The organism is Fenollaria massiliensis (assembly GCF_000312505.2).
GTDB lineage: Bacteria > Bacillota > Clostridia > Tissierellales > Peptoniphilaceae > Fenollaria > Fenollaria massiliensis.
On record NZ_HG326230.1, the window covers coordinates 1 to 16,017 of the forward strand.

At 33.8% G+C, this 16,017-nt stretch carries 17 protein-coding genes and 7 tRNA genes; 23 read left to right on the plus strand and 1 reads right to left on the minus strand.

Features of this window, described 5'->3' with window-relative positions; translation table 11 throughout:
• The first annotated feature begins 48 nt into the window (after positions 1-48).
• The 14 genes from BN30_RS08220 (at position 49) to BN30_RS08285 (ending at position 8,196) form a co-directional block, all read left to right on the plus strand.
• A tRNA-Gln gene (locus BN30_RS08220) sits at positions 49-125 on the plus strand.
• A gap of 3 nt (positions 126-128) precedes the next feature.
• Positions 129-217 (plus strand) — tRNA-Ser (locus BN30_RS08225).
• A gap of 46 nt (positions 218-263) precedes the next feature.
• Positions 264-357 (plus strand) — tRNA-Ser (locus BN30_RS08230).
• Positions 358-363: 6 nt separating this feature from the next.
• Positions 364-440: transfer RNA gene (locus tag BN30_RS08235), tRNA-Ile, on the plus strand.
• 4 nt (positions 441-444) lie between these two features.
• A tRNA-Trp gene (locus tag BN30_RS08240) sits at positions 445-520 on the plus strand.
• A gap of 76 nt (positions 521-596) precedes the next feature.
• Entirely contained in the window at positions 597-1,880 is a 1,284-nt protein-coding gene (locus BN30_RS08245; protein WP_019215032.1) for a triphosphoribosyl-dephospho-CoA synthase, read from the plus strand.
• Positions 1,881-1,920: 40 nt separating this feature from the next.
• Entirely contained in the window at positions 1,921-2,352 is a 432-nt protein-coding gene (locus BN30_RS08250; protein WP_019215033.1) for a nucleoside deaminase, read from the plus strand.
• Positions 2,353-2,442: transfer RNA gene (locus tag BN30_RS08255), tRNA-Ser, on the plus strand.
• A 13-nt stretch (positions 2,443-2,455) separates the two neighbouring features.
• Positions 2,456-2,532 (plus strand) — tRNA-Arg (locus BN30_RS08260).
• 29 nt (positions 2,533-2,561) lie between these two features.
• On the plus strand, positions 2,562-3,713 hold the full coding sequence (locus tag BN30_RS09480) for a peptidoglycan DD-metalloendopeptidase family protein (protein WP_019215034.1): 1,152 nt from the start codon (positions 2,562-2,564) through the stop codon (positions 3,711-3,713).
• A gap of 1 nt (position 3,714) precedes the next feature.
• Positions 3,715-4,995 (plus strand): alpha/beta hydrolase family protein, encoded by a 1,281-nt coding sequence (locus BN30_RS08270; protein ID WP_019215035.1) that lies wholly within the window; start codon positions 3,715-3,717, stop codon positions 4,993-4,995.
• A gap of 46 nt (positions 4,996-5,041) precedes the next feature.
• Positions 5,042-5,215, plus strand: coding sequence for a hypothetical protein (locus BN30_RS10190; RefSeq protein WP_019215036.1), 174 nt, complete (start codon positions 5,042-5,044; stop codon positions 5,213-5,215).
• 78 nt (positions 5,216-5,293) lie between these two features.
• A complete protein-coding gene (locus tag BN30_RS08280; RefSeq protein ID WP_019215037.1) occupies positions 5,294-6,964 on the plus strand; it encodes an ABC transporter substrate-binding protein in 1,671 nt (556 codons plus the stop codon).
• 104 nt (positions 6,965-7,068) lie between these two features.
• Positions 7,069-8,196 (plus strand): YcjF family protein, encoded by a 1,128-nt coding sequence (locus BN30_RS08285; RefSeq protein ID WP_019215038.1) that lies wholly within the window; start codon positions 7,069-7,071, stop codon positions 8,194-8,196.
• A 56-nt stretch (positions 8,197-8,252) separates the two neighbouring features.
• On the opposite strand, the gene BN30_RS08290 is transcribed toward BN30_RS08285, so the two are convergent.
• The gene (locus BN30_RS08290) at positions 8,253-9,530 is read right to left on the minus strand and encodes an ArsB/NhaD family transporter (protein ID WP_019215039.1); all 1,278 of its coding nucleotides are present in this window, start codon (positions 9,528-9,530) and stop codon (positions 8,253-8,255) included.
• Between the two features lie 122 nt (positions 9,531-9,652).
• On the opposite strand from BN30_RS08290, the gene mnmH reads away from it, so the two are divergent.
• The 9 genes from mnmH (at position 9,653) to BN30_RS08330 (ending at position 15,995) form a co-directional block, all read left to right on the plus strand.
• A complete protein-coding gene (gene mnmH, locus BN30_RS08295) occupies positions 9,653-10,669 on the plus strand; it encodes a tRNA 2-selenouridine(34) synthase MnmH (protein WP_019215040.1) in 1,017 nt (338 codons plus the stop codon).
• Positions 10,670-10,720: 51 nt separating this feature from the next.
• Positions 10,721-11,263: a DUF1836 domain-containing protein gene (locus BN30_RS09485; RefSeq protein ID WP_019215041.1), complete on the plus strand. Its 543-nt coding sequence runs from the start codon at positions 10,721-10,723 to the stop codon at positions 11,261-11,263.
• The gene (locus BN30_RS08305) at positions 11,260-12,111 is read left to right on the plus strand and encodes a DegV family protein (RefSeq protein ID WP_019215042.1); all 852 of its coding nucleotides are present in this window, start codon (positions 11,260-11,262) and stop codon (positions 12,109-12,111) included. The genes BN30_RS09485 and BN30_RS08305 overlap by 4 nt, the downstream gene beginning before the upstream one ends.
• A gap of 133 nt (positions 12,112-12,244) precedes the next feature.
• Entirely contained in the window at positions 12,245-12,742 is a 498-nt protein-coding gene (locus tag BN30_RS08310) for a hypothetical protein (RefSeq protein ID WP_019215043.1), read from the plus strand.
• 254 nt (positions 12,743-12,996) lie between these two features.
• On the plus strand, positions 12,997-13,530 hold the full coding sequence (locus BN30_RS08315; protein ID WP_019215044.1) for a hypothetical protein: 534 nt from the start codon (positions 12,997-12,999) through the stop codon (positions 13,528-13,530).
• A gap of 47 nt (positions 13,531-13,577) precedes the next feature.
• The gene (locus BN30_RS08320; RefSeq protein ID WP_019215045.1) at positions 13,578-14,090 is read left to right on the plus strand and encodes a hypothetical protein; all 513 of its coding nucleotides are present in this window, start codon (positions 13,578-13,580) and stop codon (positions 14,088-14,090) included.
• 145 nt (positions 14,091-14,235) lie between these two features.
• Positions 14,236-14,385, plus strand: coding sequence for a hypothetical protein (locus tag BN30_RS10245; RefSeq protein WP_207636160.1), 150 nt, complete (start codon positions 14,236-14,238; stop codon positions 14,383-14,385).
• Positions 14,382-14,618 (plus strand): BlaI/MecI/CopY family transcriptional regulator, encoded by a 237-nt coding sequence (locus BN30_RS10565; RefSeq protein ID WP_207636161.1) that lies wholly within the window; start codon positions 14,382-14,384, stop codon positions 14,616-14,618. Before BN30_RS10245 ends, BN30_RS10565 begins: the two co-directional genes overlap by 4 nt.
• Before the next feature lie 3 nt (positions 14,619-14,621).
• Positions 14,622-15,995, plus strand: coding sequence for a M56 family metallopeptidase (locus BN30_RS08330; protein WP_019215047.1), 1,374 nt, complete (start codon positions 14,622-14,624; stop codon positions 15,993-15,995).
• The last annotated feature ends 22 nt before the right edge of the window (positions 15,996-16,017 follow it).

Sequence of the window (16,017 nt, forward strand, 5' to 3'; positions counted from 1 at the left end):
TTCTAATCCGTGTGCCGGGGGTTCGACTCCTCCTAGTCGCGCCATTGTTGGGATGTAGCCAAGTCGGTAAGGCACCAGACTTTGACTCTGGCATTCCGTAGGTTCGAGTCCTACCATCCCAGCCATGCGGAGAGGTATCGAAGCGGTCATAACGAGGCGGTCTTGAAAACCGTTTGGGTGCAAGCCCACGTGGGTTCGAATCCCACTCTCTCCGCCATTTTTTTTATTTAAAATGGCTTATGCCGAATAATTTAATAAATATTGGAGAAGTACTCAAGTGGCTGAAGAGGCTCCCCTGCTAAGGGAGTAGGTCCTAATTTACGGGGCGCGAGGGTTCAAATCCCTCCTTCTCCGCCACAATGTGGACCTTTAGCTCAGTTGGTTAGAGCGTCCGGCTCATAACCGGCAGGTCCGGGGTTCGAGTCCCTGAAGGTCCACCAATTTAGGGGTTTAGCTCAGCTGGTAGAGCAACGGTCTCCAAAACCGTGTGCCGAGGGTTCGAAACCTTCAACCCCTGCCATAAGCCTTTTATAGGCTTATTTTTTTAGCTTTTTTTATAATTTACTATAAAAATTATTTAGAATGGATGTGTTTTCATGAAGGCGCACGCTTTTTTTGAAACAATTGAAGAAATATTATTAGAGTCTTTAAAAGATGAACTTGATTTAACACCTAAGCCTGGCTGTGTTGATGGAGATGACTGTGGTCCGCACTCAGACATGGATTATGATGTGTTTTTAAAAAGTATTTCATCTCTTAAAGGCTATTTTTTTGAGATAATGGAGGCATCAAATACAGAAAAAAGTTTTTCTGATACTTTCAATGCGATTAGATCCATTGGCATAAAATATGAAAAGAAGATGTATGAGGCAAGTGGGGGAGTCAATACACATAAGGGTGCAATATTCACTCTTGGTGTGATTGCTTCTGCTATTGGAAAAATTTATTATGATAACAAATACATTAGCATAAATCTAATTAGTGATTATGTTAAAAAATTGTGTGCGAATATTTTTGACGATTTTAATAAAAAAGAGATGCAGGACTCGAATGGTGCTCGTATTTATAAAAATAATGCTAAGCACTCTGGAATTAGATATGAGGCGAAGCATGGCTTCATGACTGCTCTTGATGCTTATGATTTTTATAAAAACACGAAAGACTTCTTAAAGACTTATGTCTACATCATTTCAATTCTTGGTGATACGACAACTATTAATAGAGTAGGTGAATCTGGCCTTAATTTTTCTAAAGATTATGCAAAAAAAGTATTAAATAGTGATAATTTTGATTATGAAATAAATCTTATGAATAAAGTTTACACTGAAAAAAACATTTCAACTGGCGGCTGCGCTGACACCATTGAGCTTGTTTACTTTTTTAAGCACATGGACGATTTTTTAGAAATCTATATGAATAATTTTTTAAATAACAAGGAAGATAGATGGAAAATTATTACAAAAGCTATTGAAGACTATAAAAAACCAATTATCACTCTTAATTTAAATATAAAGGGAATGCATAAGGATAAGGTTGAGTTTGAGCCTATTTACAAGGCTGCGAAAATGTTTTTATCTAATTATAAATTGATTTATGAGGATGAGGATAATTATTCAGCCATTTATCTAGCGAAAAATGATGGGGCTTATGAAAAGAAAAAATTTGTGAACTTAGAGGAAAAATATGATTTTATGCGCTTTGTTGATATTGATGTGATTGATACTAGTCTTAAACCTATATCGAGATCTGATCTTGGTCTTCATAAAAGGTCTTGTATTGTTTGCGGAGGCGATAGATTTATTTGTATGCGTGAAGATAGGCATTCGCAAGAGGATTTCAACGCACGATTAGACAAAACTTTATTGAATCTTGACAAATAGGCTCATTTACTATATAATATTATCTATGGAAAAAAGGTTTATGAACATGGCAATCAGAGAGGCAATCAAGGCTTACAAGTTAGGCGAGGTGCCTGTTGGTGCTGTAATTGTTAAGGATGGAGAAGTGATTTCTAAGGCCTTTAACGAGACCATCACCATGACTGATGCATCTAGTCATGCGGAGATTATTGCTATAAGAAGGGCATGTGAAAAGCTTGAAAACTACAGGCTCACAGGCTGCGATCTCTATGTAACGCTTGAGCCATGCATGATGTGCCTAGGAGCGATTTTGGAAGCGCGTATAAAAAATTTATACATTGGTCTACTTGATTATAAGAAGGGCGCTTGTATTAGCAAAATGCAGCTTCACAACTCATCTCTTAGCTATCACAAGTTAAATGTGTTTTATGAGGAGAGCAAAATTTACAAATTTCTTTTGCAAAACTTTTTCAAGACCTTAAGAAACAAATAGGGAGTGGTATCGAAGAGGTCATAACGGGGCGCACTCGAAATGCGTTAGGGGCCTTGCTCCACGTGGGTTCGAATCCCACCCACTCCGCCAATATAATATATGTGCACTAGTAGCTCAGTTGGATAGAGCAGCGCCCTCCTAAGGCGTGTGCCGGGGGTTCGATTCCTCTCTAGTGCGCCATTTTATTTTTTTCACAAGGAGGTACTTTAGTGAACTTTAAGATAAAAAAGCTTGGCATCATCGCAAGTGTGGCATTTATAGCTCTTGCCATGACCATACTTTTTGTATATAAGAATTTTTTCTCGAGGGTAGAAGTTTTTTCTTCTGGTAAATCTTTGGGTGTATACGCAAGTGTACATAAATTTAATGAAGCTATTGATAATTATAAATCCAAATATGAAGATAGATATGGTGTATATCTTATAAAGGCAAAATATGAGTTTAATTCAAGTGATGAAGAGCTTAGAAACACTATATCTGAAGACGCTTTTGACATAGACGCTTATGCTATTTTAAAAAATGGTAGAAACATTTATGCACTTAAGAATGAAGATTCTGCGAATGAGTTTTTGACAGATCTTGAAAACCATTACTATAGTGACAACACCGTGAGCGTAAAAATTAAGGACGATGTTGAAATAAAAAGAGAAAAGATGCCTCTAAGAGCTGTAATGACTGTAAAAGCAGCGCTTGAAGAGGTATTAGAGAACAATAAATTAAAGAATGAAAACGCTATAAATGTATTACTAACTAAGAAGGAAAATGTTGAAGAGGTCATCACTATGCCGGTTGAAAGCCAAGATGATCCATCTCTTTCAAGAGGTGAGACTGTTCTTTCAATGGATGGTGAGGACGGACTTAAAACTGTTAAGAGCATTTCTTATTACGAAAACGACGAGCTTATAAGCAAGGTAGTTTTAGAGGAGAATGTTAAGAAAAAGGCTGCTCCGAAGCTTGTTCTTGTTGGAACTAGAAAGGCTTTGGCTGATGGAAGCTTCATAAAACCTACCAGAGGTGGCTACTCATCAGGATTTGGTAGAAGATGGGGCAGAATGCACCAAGGCGTTGACATAGACGCTGATTATGGAGACGATGTTTTCTCAGCTGATGGCGGCGTTGTAAGCTTTGCTGGAACTTTAGGTACTTACGGTAACCTTATCGAGATAGACCACCAAAACGGCTACAAGACTAGATATGCTCACCTAAGCAGTATAAATGTTTCCAAGGGAGACACTTTAACTAAGGGTGAGTTTATAGGCAAGGTTGGCGCGACTGGTAGAGTAACTGGTCCGCATCTACATTTTGAAGTTATTGTCAATGGCAAGGCTCAAGACCCAATGAATTACTTAAGAGGCAATTAAAATGAAGAAATTTCTATTATTAGCACTTGTTCTTTTAATGAGCCTAAGTTTATTTTCATGCACAAAGAAGATAGAATACAACGAAGCAAAGGACATAGCTCATAAGTATATGGAAGCACTTAGAAGTGCTGATGGTGACGTGCTTTTCGAAGCGGCTAAGCTAAAAAATCAAAAGCAAATTGAAAGAGAAGCTTTTCAAAGATCTTTAACTCAAACTCTTAAAAAGATAGGTGAGTTCAAAGAGGGCAAGGACGAAAAATTTGATTATATTGAAAACACTTATGTATTATCGAGTGAAGATAAATTTACTTATAGGATGACTACATCCATTATAGAGCTTAACAAGTCAGGCGGCTTAAATAACGCATACTTTATGCTTAAGGAGCCAATTTGTGAAGATAATGACATTTTCAAAGAAGAAAGTTTTGTTTTGGACAATGATGGAGCGAAGATGTATGGCGCTCTTACCATTCCAAAGGATTTTACTTCTAAGAAGGTAGTTTTTATGATGCAAGGATCTGGTCCACAAGATATGGACGAAACAGTTGGTCTAAACGGCAACAAGCCATTTAGAGACCTTGCTCATGGCCTTGCAAAGCTGGGTGTAGCAACACTTAGAATTGACAAGAGATATGTAAATAACGCGCCAAAGGAATACACTGTTGATGAAGAAGTTTTATCAGACGCAAAACTTGCTATAGAAGAGCTTAAGAAAGACTCTAGATTTGATGATGTTTATGTACTTGGTCACTCACTTGGAGCGATGCTTGCACCAAGAGTAGCCAAAGAAGAGGGTTTGAATAAAGTAGCCATGCTTTCTGCATCGACTATGAAGTTTACTGACATAATTTATACGCAGCAAATGGAGTATCTTGACTCAGGCGAAGTAAGCAGCTCAGTTGCTGATTTTCAAAAGAAAGAGATCACTAAGATAAAAGAGCAAATCGATGCGATGACAGAAAAGACTAAAGGTAACTTCTTTAGTATGCCTGCTTCTTATGTTTATTCAGTTAATCAAGTGAGTACAGTAGATGACATAAAAACATCAAACTTTGACGTATTTATAGCACACGGCTCAAAGGACTTCCAAGTGAAGAAAGATGAGCTTGATAAGTTTGAAAAAGCCTTGAATGGTAGAGAGCATGTTATATACAAGCTATACGAGGGACTTAATCATCTTATGATGCCAGAGGATTCAGATGAGCTTTCAGTAGAAATATATGACAAAGAAAATCACCTAAGTCAAGACGTAATCAATGATTTAGCAGAATTTTTTAAATAAGATATAAGAGCGAATAGAGATATTCGCTTTTTTAAACGGAGGAAAAATGTTAAAAGCGATTGCATTTACATTAATATTCTTAGGAACATCCTTGCAGCTTCCTAGCAAGATAGCGTCATATAAGAAAGAAAGAAACGCAGAAAATTTATTAGAGATGCTTGCGTATATACTAATTCCGATAGGATCGTTTTTACTAGCGTTTGGATATTTTTTTGGATAATTATATAAAAAAATAAAATTGTTATTTAGCTATGAAAAAATTAGCTTTATATAAAATATTTATAAATAGGAGGAATTTATGAAATTCAAAAGACTAATGGCCCTAATTCTTGCATTAGCATTATTTGCATCATTCGCAATTGGCTGCTCAAAGCCGGCTGATGATGCAGGAAAAGCTAATGAAGAAGAAAAAGTAGCCGAAGAAACAAAAGATGATGAGACTAAAGAAGAGCCTCAAGAGGCTGAAGAAGCCGAAGAAGATGACGGCCCTGTACAAGAAGGAGGCACTTTAACAATTGGATTGTTTGGAGAACCACAACAATACTGCCCACTAGTAAATTATTTAAGCGTAATTGAAAATAATATCGCTCCAAATGTATTTAATGGACTTGTAAAACTTAATTTAAAGAAAGAAATAATTCCAGACCTTGCTGAAAGCTATGAGTATAAAGACGATGGCAAGACTATAGTTTTCCACTTGCATGACAATGTAAAGTGGCACGACGGAGTGGATTTTTCCGCTGAAGACGTAAAGTGGTCATATGATGCTTATAGTAATAATAAAAATTATAGTGATTATTTATTTAATCTTGATTCTGTGAATGTTATCGATAAGAATACTGTTGCATTCAAACTTAAACAAGCAGATGCAGCCTTTATAGCAAATACGGCTGATCTTATGATGTATGTTTTGCCTAAGCATATATATGGCGGTAATAATATTGTAAATAATCCTGCAAATAAGGCGCCTATAGGCACTGGCCCTTTTAAATTTGTCGAACAAAAAGCTGGTGAGTCAGTTACACTTGAAAAAAATCCAGTTTACTTTGGCAAGGGTCCTTATCTAGATAAATTAGTATTTAAAATTTATGATGGTCTAGATCCACAATTCAAAGCCTTGACAAACGATGAAATTGATTATGGTGGAGTTTCATATAATGATGTTGATAAGCTTGCCAATAATGATAAGTACAAATTTGTATCTTATCTTGTCCCAAAAATTGAAGGGATAGAATTTAATGTTAAAAGCGGAAAGTTTGCAGACTCTAAGCTAAGAGAAGCGGTTTTATATGGACTAGACAGAAAAGCAATTTGCGATAAAGTTCACAAAGACAGAGGCTCAGCTTCAGATTACTTTATCTCACCTATTTATGAGTGGGCGCTTAATGACGATGCAAAGATGCCTGAAAGAGACGTAGAAAAAGCTAAAAAACTTATAGAAGAAGCTGGCTTTACTATGAATAGTGATGGATATTATTTTGAAACAAGCTATCTTACAAATACAAAAGCTGAATATGACGACTTATATAAAGTGCTTGTTGAACAATTTAAAGAAATTGGCATTAAGTTAAATCGTGATGAGGTAGAGTATTCAGATTATATATCAAAAATTCATGATAAGAAAGATTTTGAAATAACCGTTATAAATTTCTACAATGGAGCTGATATCTCATCAATAAGCGAGGTATTTCAATCATATTCATCAATTAACTTTGGAGCTTACTCAAATGAAGAGATGGATAAAGAACTTAATCTTGGTAGAATTGCATATAAGATAGAAGATAGAGCACCTCACTATAAGAAGGTTCAAGAAATTGCAAGAAAAGATTTACCAGTTATATTCTTGTGGAATTTTGGATATAAAACACCAGTTAAGAAATATATTAAAAATATGCCTTTTGATAAAGTTAAAGACGAAGTTACTTGGGGAGAATACACTCTAACTTGGATAGACAAAAGCAAGAAATAATGTTTTAACTTAATAAACACTAAATTAGCGTAAGAAGCAATTTGCTTTTTACGCTTTTTCTTATCTATTAATAGCTTTTGGGTATATATAATTCAGGTGATTATATGAAAAATATCAATGACAATATCAATTTAGCAGATGAATTATACGATAAAATCGAGAGGGAACTTGGCAAGCTTAAGAAGGTGAAGATACTTGTGCTAGGCAAGACTGGTGCAGGTAAGTCGACCCTTATCAATGCCTTGTTTCGTGAGGATATACTAAAGACTGGCGTTGGCTATCCTATGACAAAAAACATTGTCAAGGTAGAGAAGGACGGTGTGCCTCTTACTTTATATGACACGCGTGGACTTGAGCTGGACAATGACTCGCGCCTTGAAGTATACAAGGAAGTCGCAAATTTCGCCCGTGAAATGCAAATGAAGGGTGATGACGAAAAACTGAGTCTCATATACTTTTGCATAAATGCCCAAGGACTTAGGATAGAGAAGGAAGAGGAAGAGCTCATAAGAACGCTTAGTAAAGAGAATAAAGTCATCATAGTGCTTACAAAATTCTTCTCTGAAGAAGCCAAAGATTTTTACTCTTTTATTAAAGATATGAATATGGGTGAGTTTGCCATAGCTCCAGTACTTGCGAAGAACCTTAAGATCAACCGTGATAATATTATTTTGGCACATGGACTTGAGGACCTTGTTAAAATGAGTATGGATGCGCTTGAAGAGGAGTACCAAATATCTTTTAACAATGCCCAACATGCAGATTTAAAGCTAAAAGCAGAAAAGGCACGCAGTTGGGCGAAAAAATACATTGCCTCAAGCTTTGGAGTTGGCTTCGTTCCAATACCATTCTCCGATGCATCGGTGCTGGTACCCATGGAGCTAACCATGCTTGCTCATATCACAGCCATCTTTGGAGTGCCGGTGAATAAAAAGAGGCTCGCTTCATTAGTCGCAGGTCTCGGCGGAACTATGGGCGCGACCTATCTTGGACGCTTCATAGTAAGTAACGCACTAAAATTCTTTCCAGGTGCAGGAACCGTTGTCGCAGGTCTCATAAGCGGCACAACCGCTTCAGCCATCATGGCTTCACTTGCCTTTGCCTACATAGAAGTACTTACAGTTCTTCTTAAAAAAGCAAAGACGGGTGACGACATAGATGACAAAGAATTAGAAGAACTATTAAAGAAGCTATACAAAGATAATTTAAAGAATCACAAAAAGCTTAAATAAATTAAGACCTTAAGAGTTAATTCTCCTAAGGTCTTTTACTTTGCTTATAAAACTAATTATCTATAAATGAACCAAACTAAAACGTATCCGACTAAGACTGCTGTTAAAGTGAACGGCACGCTCATCTTCATAAAGTCTTTGTTCTCAACAGTGTAGCCCGCTTCCTTAAGTATGCCAAGTGAAGCGATGTTTGCTGAGGCACCTATTGGCGTGATATTTCCTCCAAGTGTCGCGCCGCTTAGTAGCCCGAAATAAAATACTGTCATGTCAAATGGCACGTGCGTTGAAATTACTGAAAGAACTGGCAGCATTGTCGCAACATAAGGGATGTTGTCAACGAAGGCACTGATTAAGACGCTGCCCCAAACAAGTGCTGTGTATAATAAAAGCGGTCTGTCTGCTAGCTTTATGAATAGCTTTGCGATTTCATCGATAACACCAGCATTTTCAATACCAGATATGATTATGAATAGCCCCGCAAGTAAGCCAAGTGTGTTGAAGTCGATTTCGCTTGCAACTGTCTTGATTATGGATGTATCTTTATGTCTTAATAGGTGATAAATTACACCAAAAATAGCTACACCGACGCAGATAAGTCCATTTAGTATATCTATCTTTTCTTCTTGCGGAATAAATGATGCGAAAATCAATAAAATTATCATAAGTATTACTAAATATGTTGGCATCATGTCTTTAACCTTTGTTACTTCGATCGCATCGACCTTGCCCTTCATATCTCTAATTGCAAAATAAATGAAGGCAGTAGCAACTATTGCCGAAATCTGAACTATCCAGAACATACCCATGTGTCCATGATATACGAAGAAGTCGAAGAAAGTCATATTTAATGCACTTCCTAAAAGTATTGAAGATGTATCGCCAACCAAAGTTGCCGCACCTTGTAAATTTGATGAAATCGATATTGCTATAATCATTTTAACTGGTGATATCTTTAGTTTTTTAGCTAAGCTCATCGCAACAGGTGCTATCATTAAAACTGTTGCGACATTATCGATGAAGGCTGATACAAAGCCGGCGAACAAGGATAAGAAAAGTATTATTAGCCTTATGTCCTTAACCTTGTTTATGATAAGGTCCGCAAGTCTTGTTGGCATCAAGCTTTCGGAGAACAAAGATACAAGCATCATAGTTCCACCTATCATTAAAAGTACGTTGAAATCGATAGCACCCCAAATTGTATTAACAGGCACTATATTTAAAATTATAAAAACAAGCGCACTTATGCCGACAACGAGCGGCCTATGATTAACAAACTTAATCATGAATATGTATGTTATGATGAAAAGTGCAGCTGCGAGTATGAGTTTATCCATATTGTCCTCCTTTATATATATTAACTAGATTATTATATATATAATTATAAAAAATGTCAAGGAGTTCGCAGCTCATATTGATTTTTTCATGCGTTTGCTGTATTATATTTATAGGTGAAATTATGTTAGAAGAATTAATTTATGAAGATATAGAAAATTTGAATAATATCGTCTTGGTCGATGTGAGGAGCGAAATTGAGTATAAAAACGCTCACATACCAGGCGCCATCAATATACCGATACTTGATAATGATGAGAGAAGTGAGGTAGGCACACTATATGATAGGGTGTCTTATGAACTTGCTAAAATAAAGGCCGTTGAATACGTATCGAAAAAACTTCCTGAGCTTTATAAAAAATATTTGGATTTAGAAAAAAATTATGAAGAAATTGTCATATATTGTGATAGAGGTGGATATAGATCGACTGTGCTTGAGAAAACTTTTCGTGCGCTTGGCATGCACATCTCAAAGCTTGGCGGTGGTTACAAAGCATATAGAAAATATATAACAAAAAAACTTGATGAATACCTAGATAGGATAAAGGTCCTTAGCTTATACGGTTTAACTGGCACACATAAGACATATATAATTAGAAGACTTGAGGAAGATGGCATAAAAGTTTTGGATTTAGAAAAGTATGCGAATCATAGAGGATCCATCTTTGGCTCAGTTGGCTTAAAGGAAAAAGTTTCGCAAAAAATGTTTGACTCATACATCTATGAAGCGATTAAAAAAGATCCTGATGCGACATACATTACAGAGGGCGAATCAAGAAGGATAGGAGACATAATTTTAGATGAAAAACTATATGCCAAGATGCTCAGCTCAGATAAAATACTTATAGAAGCATCTCTTGATGAAAGAGCAAAAAACATTAGCGAAGATTATTTGCCAAAGGACAATGAAGAAGAAATACTAGAGACTTTTGAAGAATTTAAAAAATTCATTAGCAAGGAAAGATATGAAAAATACAAGGAGATGCTCTTAGCTAAGGATTACATAGAACTTATCAAAGATATGATGAAGAGCTACTACGATCCGAAGTATTCATATAAGAATTACGAGTACATCAAAACATTTAAAGACGCTAGCTACGAAGATATTAGGGAATTTATAAAAAAGCACTTGACATTGTAATCTAGTTATGCTAAACTATGGATGTAGTATTAAATACTAAGTGGAGGCAATATGAGAGTTAAAATATTAAACAGTCTTAGCGAACTAAAGCTTCCAAGATACAAGGACTTGCCTGACTTTGGTATATATTCAGAGCAGCTAGTCGAGATAGTTAACAAAGCTTTGGAAGCAATGTTTGATGAGGATAACAAACTAACGAAGTCCATGGTCAATAATTATGTCAAGCACAAAATTATGCCGAGCCCAATCAAAAAGCGTTACTTTCGTAATCACATCGTTTATTGCATAGTGATTACTGTTTTGAAAAACATTTTGAGCATAGCAGAGATTGATGAAGGGATTTTGCATGAGCTTAATAAAAGCCCTATAGAAGAATCATACAATTATTTCTGCAATAAAATGGAAGAAGTGATGAGACTCGTTATAAGCATCTTGGATAGGCAAAGCAGCCCTGAAATTAAAGGCAGAGCATCTATTGATATAGATCTTGACAAGAGAAATGGCTTAACACTTGCCATAGTAAGCGTTTGCACCAAAGTTATTACACAAAAACTATTAAAATACGAGCTTTTAAATGCTAAGGAGGACAAATGAGTAAAGTAGGATTAATTATAGATACAGCCTGCGATGTACCTAAGGAAGCGTACGAAAAGTTAAATGTAGCTATGCTACCTTTATGGGTTCATTTCTCAGACAAATCATATAGAGATATCTTAGATATAGAAAAAGGTGAGTTTTATGAGCTTCTTGATAAGGAGTTTCCTAAGACAAGTACACCATCTCCAGTAGAGATAAAAGATATAGTTGACAAAGAATTTGCAGACGGCGCAGATGAAGTCATAATCATCACACTATCGTCAAAGCTTAGCGGTGCCAATAACTTAGCAAATCTTATAGCTATGGACTACGATGGAAAGGTAAAAGTTTTTGATACAAAAAATATTGCCATCGGTGCAGGTTTTTACGCATATAGAGCAGCAAGCCTTAGAGATGAAGGACACAGCGCTGATGAAATCATCAAGATAATGACAGATGATAGAGATAATATGAAGTCCAAGACATACTTTGCTATACCAGAATTAACTAATCTAATCAATGGCGGAAGGATAGGCAAGGTTCAAGGCGTTATTGGTCAATTTTTAAATATAAAACCAATAATCACATGTAATATGGACGGCGTTTACTATGCAATCGATAAAGTGAGAGGCTTTTCAAAGGCACAAAAGAAACTTATCGAGAGGATAAAAGAAGAGCTAAGTGGTGTAAAAGACTACTACCTAGCTATTTGCCACGGAGCAAATCCTGAAGCATTTAATTTAGTTAAGGAAGCACTTAAAGACGAAGTAGCTAAGGCAAAAGTATATGTTGAAGAACAAATCGCGCCAACACTAGCAGTACACACAGGCAGAGGCCTTGTGGGCGTTGCATATTATAAATTATAGATTGAAAAGCTTAGGAGATGACCTAAGCTTTTTTGTTACCCTTTTGTAAGATTTAAGTACTTGTATATGGATTTGATAAGATATATAATATACTTAACGATATATCAGACGAAAGCACAAGGAAGGTGGTTTTATGAAAGCTATTAAGAAAAATATGTTTTTTGTTTTATGCTTACTAGTATCAAGCTTATTATTTATCAGCGCGTGCTCAAGTAATATCGCTTCAAAATTCCCAAAAGACGAGGACGGCTATCCAGAACAAAATTACGCAATGATTGATGGCGAAGTTTATGAGGTAGAAAAGAAAGAAGATTTGTATGGAAAAGATGAAAGTGATAATCCTGATGAAAAGGTCATAGACATAAGCACAAATAAAGATGAAGTAGAAGTAGTCTTGCCAGCAGGAAATTGCTTTGACGAGTGGGTTATATCACCAAAGAACGATTTAGCTGAAAAAACGTTTGAAAAATTTAAAGTTAAAGGCGAGTTAAGAGATGGAGGCCCATCACGTTTAGTAGACATATATAAAGTTAAACTCAATGGCGATGAGACTATAGAGTTTAAGAGAGTAAACGTTACAAATGAAGATGAATATGAGTCGAAGAAGGCCTACTTTGTAATTAAAAATTAGGGTAAAAAAAGAAAAGTAAATAGATGATATATAAGGGCTTACAAATTAAGTCCTTATATTTTTGTAAAAATATATTAAAAGACTAAAATAATACTTGACAAAGCAAAAAAATGTGTATATAATAAAATTAGCTCATATTCAATAGTGAATATGGATGTAAATTAAAAGAAAAATATATTTTAAGAGGCGAAAATTATCTAAACATTATTATGTATAAACACTAGCAGGATTATATCATAAAAAGGAGGAAAATTATGAAAAAGAAAGTATTTATATCTGTATTGCTTTTATTATCGATATTAACTTTAATTTCTTGTAATCGTAAAGAAAAAAGCACAGAAACAAATAATAGAGATTATTATTTATATAAGAACGATGTTTATGGATTTACTCTTGAAATACCTGAGTGGAACTATAATATTCAACTATTTAATGTTAACGATGATTCGGATGCAGAAAAATATGGTTATGAGAAGCAATATGATGATGCAACGACTATAAATTTTATGATATTAAGGAGAGAAAAAGATTTAGACATAAGCTTTTATACTGCTTTTGAACTTATTGTATCAGAAAAAAGCAAACTAGATTCTAATCTTATAAAATTAGGCGAAAAAGACGGAAAAACATATTACTACAAAGAGCTTAAAGAAGATGATGTCATGAAAGAGATAAAAGATAGAAAAGACAGTGACGATAAATATATTGCTAGAATTAAGAATTTAATTAAAGAGCTAGAGCCTATGCACAAAGAAATTATGGATTCATTTAAATTTATTGATGCATAATATTTTGTGTTGTAGATATAAAATTTAAATAAATTGGAGTGATAACTATGAAAGATAAAAAGTTTTTTATATTTTTAATGTTAGCAATATTAGTACTCTGTTTTTCTATAGCTTGTAATATAGATATTGGAAAAGAACAAAAATCTAATATTCGTGAACATAATGATGCTAATGAAAAGTATTTATACCATAGTGATGATTATGGCTTTACTCTTGAAATACCTGAGTGGAAGTACGATGTTATGCTGATAGAAGTTGTAGATGACTCAAAAAGCGAGACTGCAGATAGCAATAAAGATACTAAGACGATAAGTTTTGTTTTAGAAAAGAGGGATAGAGAGTCTTTAATTAGATCATTTAGCTCAGTCTTTGAGATAGTTGTTTCTAAGAAAAGCGACTTGGGCGGCTATTTTTTAAAAAAGCTTATAAGTAAAGGAGATAAAACTTTTTATTATCACATAAATAAAGATAGTGGAGATGATGGTGCCATAGAAGAAATGATTGAAGAATTAAAACCTATGCATAAAGAAATAAAAGATTCGTTTAGAATTGATGATTAATTGTAAAATTATAAAACTTTAAATGAATTAGTGCTTGATATGTGCAATTTATTGCTTATGTGGCTAAGATTGCACATATCAAAGCAAGTTTATAGAAGCTAATAATGATTGATAGCATTTTATACAATATAGAAAGGAGGTACATATGAATTTATCAGATAGCGAGTTAATAGTTTTAGAGGAGTTATGGAAAGGCGATTGCCTAGATGAAAACGGAGAGATAACTGCTTTAGAATTATCACAAATACTTAATGAAAATATAATTTTTCTAAAAGTTCAAGTTACACCTTTATAAACAGATTAGTAGAAAAAAATGCACTTAAGAGAAGATATCCAAATTATATAATTAAACCTGTGATTAAAAGAGAGGATCTTGGAAACAATCAAATACAGAAAATTATAGATACAGTTTATAAAGGATCATTTGTAAAATTATTTTCAGCATTTGTAAACAATAAGAAAATTACTAATACAGAGCTAGAAGAAATGAAAGATATTATTTCTTCAATTGAGATTAAGGATGAGTAAGCTGTGTTTGAAATAATTAAAGTAAATGCTGTTAACAAATTAATTAAAAGTGTATTATTAATTGCGGCAATACTATTATTGAGAAAATCATTTAATAGAAAAAGTATAAAATATGCCAATAAAATTATGTGGTCATTACTTTTTGTGTATCTAATTATTCCTTTTGGCGTGCAAATAAATATAGAAAACGCTAGTTATGGGCCCATATTAGATGCATGCTTTTCATTTATTAAGAATTTAAATGAGTATACAGAGTTATTACTTATAAAATTCGCAAATGTTTTATATTTAAAAAATCGTTTGATAGCAGCAATATTGTGTTTAATATATCTAATATTTACAGCTATAAAAACTAATAAAGCTTTGAGAAGTGCTAATAAAGTCAATAATCTTAGTATTAATGAGTATATAAGTTCATTTAATCTAAAAAGAAAAGTAGAAGTTTTAATAAATGATAAGCTCGAAACACCAGTAAGCTATGGATTTTTCAAGCCAAAGATTGTTTTGCAAACATACATTTTAAAAGACGATATTATCTTAAAAAATGTAATTTATCATGAGATGATGCATATAAAAAAATGTGATATATTGCTAAATTATTTAAAATATATGCTAGCATGTTTTTATTGGTACAATATATTTGTGCTTTTAGCTCTAAAATATATAGATGAAGATATGGAAATACTTTGTGATAAATTAGTTATAAATAAAATGGGTGGATCAAATTTAGCAAAAAAAGAGTATTTAGAAACAATGCTTAAACTGTCTAGTGTAGAAAATAAAAAAGCAAATAAATTTGTGTTAGAATTAAATCCAACATTAGAAAGAATGAGGATTATGAGCTCATATAAAATTACAAAGCTTGGTGTAATTTCATTAGCACTTGTATTCGTTTTGAGTTTAAATTCATTTGCTTATTTTAACGTCGAACCGGATGATAAAGTAGTATCAAGCGTAAAAGCTCTGGACGATGGAGGTGAGCTACTTAGTGACAAAGTAGAAGTGATAGACAAAGATGAATATGAAAAAATTAATAAAGTGTCAGATGATTTAATTGTATTAAGAAAAATTGATATAAATGATAATAGACTTTTAGATGGATTTGAAAGTAGAATATATAAATTTAATTTGTTTACACCTGATACAGCTCATCATAATGGTTTTACAATTAACTTAAGTGAGATGACTTGCAGCTCAAGACTAAAATATGAGGTAATAATACTAGAAAAAACAAAAATTATTTATGATAAGACATTTGATAAAGAAATAATATTGAAAGTTAATGCTAAGCAAAATGATGAATATAAAGTTGCAATCATCAATAAAATGGACAAGAAATTGGAGTATAGTATTCAAATTAATAGTTATGTTAGATAGATATTGAGGTGTAGTATGAGAA

Coding starts and splice junctions, on each gene's coding strand:
- BN30_RS08245 (WP_019215032.1), top strand. CDS start 597: ATGAAGGCGCACGCTTTTTTTGAAACAATTGAAGAAATATTATTAGAG.
- BN30_RS08250 (WP_019215033.1), top strand. CDS start 1,921: ATGAACATGGCAATCAGAGAGGCAATCAAGGCTTACAAGTTAGGCGAG.
- BN30_RS08270 (WP_019215035.1), top strand. CDS start 3,715: ATGAAGAAATTTCTATTATTAGCACTTGTTCTTTTAATGAGCCTAAGT.
- BN30_RS10190 (WP_019215036.1), top strand. CDS start 5,042: ATGTTAAAAGCGATTGCATTTACATTAATATTCTTAGGAACATCCTTG.
- BN30_RS08280 (WP_019215037.1), top strand. CDS start 5,294: ATGAAATTCAAAAGACTAATGGCCCTAATTCTTGCATTAGCATTATTT.
- BN30_RS08285 (WP_019215038.1), top strand. CDS start 7,069: ATGAAAAATATCAATGACAATATCAATTTAGCAGATGAATTATACGAT.
- BN30_RS08290 (WP_019215039.1), bottom strand. CDS start 9,530: ATGGATAAACTCATACTCGCAGCTGCACTTTTCATCATAACATACATA.
- mnmH (WP_019215040.1), top strand. CDS start 9,653: ATGTTAGAAGAATTAATTTATGAAGATATAGAAAATTTGAATAATATC.
- BN30_RS09485 (WP_019215041.1), top strand. CDS start 10,721: ATGAGAGTTAAAATATTAAACAGTCTTAGCGAACTAAAGCTTCCAAGA.
- BN30_RS08305 (WP_019215042.1), top strand. CDS start 11,260: ATGAGTAAAGTAGGATTAATTATAGATACAGCCTGCGATGTACCTAAG.
- BN30_RS08310 (WP_019215043.1), top strand. CDS start 12,245: ATGAAAGCTATTAAGAAAAATATGTTTTTTGTTTTATGCTTACTAGTA.
- BN30_RS08315 (WP_019215044.1), top strand. CDS start 12,997: ATGAAAAAGAAAGTATTTATATCTGTATTGCTTTTATTATCGATATTA.
- BN30_RS08320 (WP_019215045.1), top strand. CDS start 13,578: ATGAAAGATAAAAAGTTTTTTATATTTTTAATGTTAGCAATATTAGTA.
- BN30_RS10245 (WP_207636160.1), top strand. CDS start 14,236: ATGAATTTATCAGATAGCGAGTTAATAGTTTTAGAGGAGTTATGGAAA.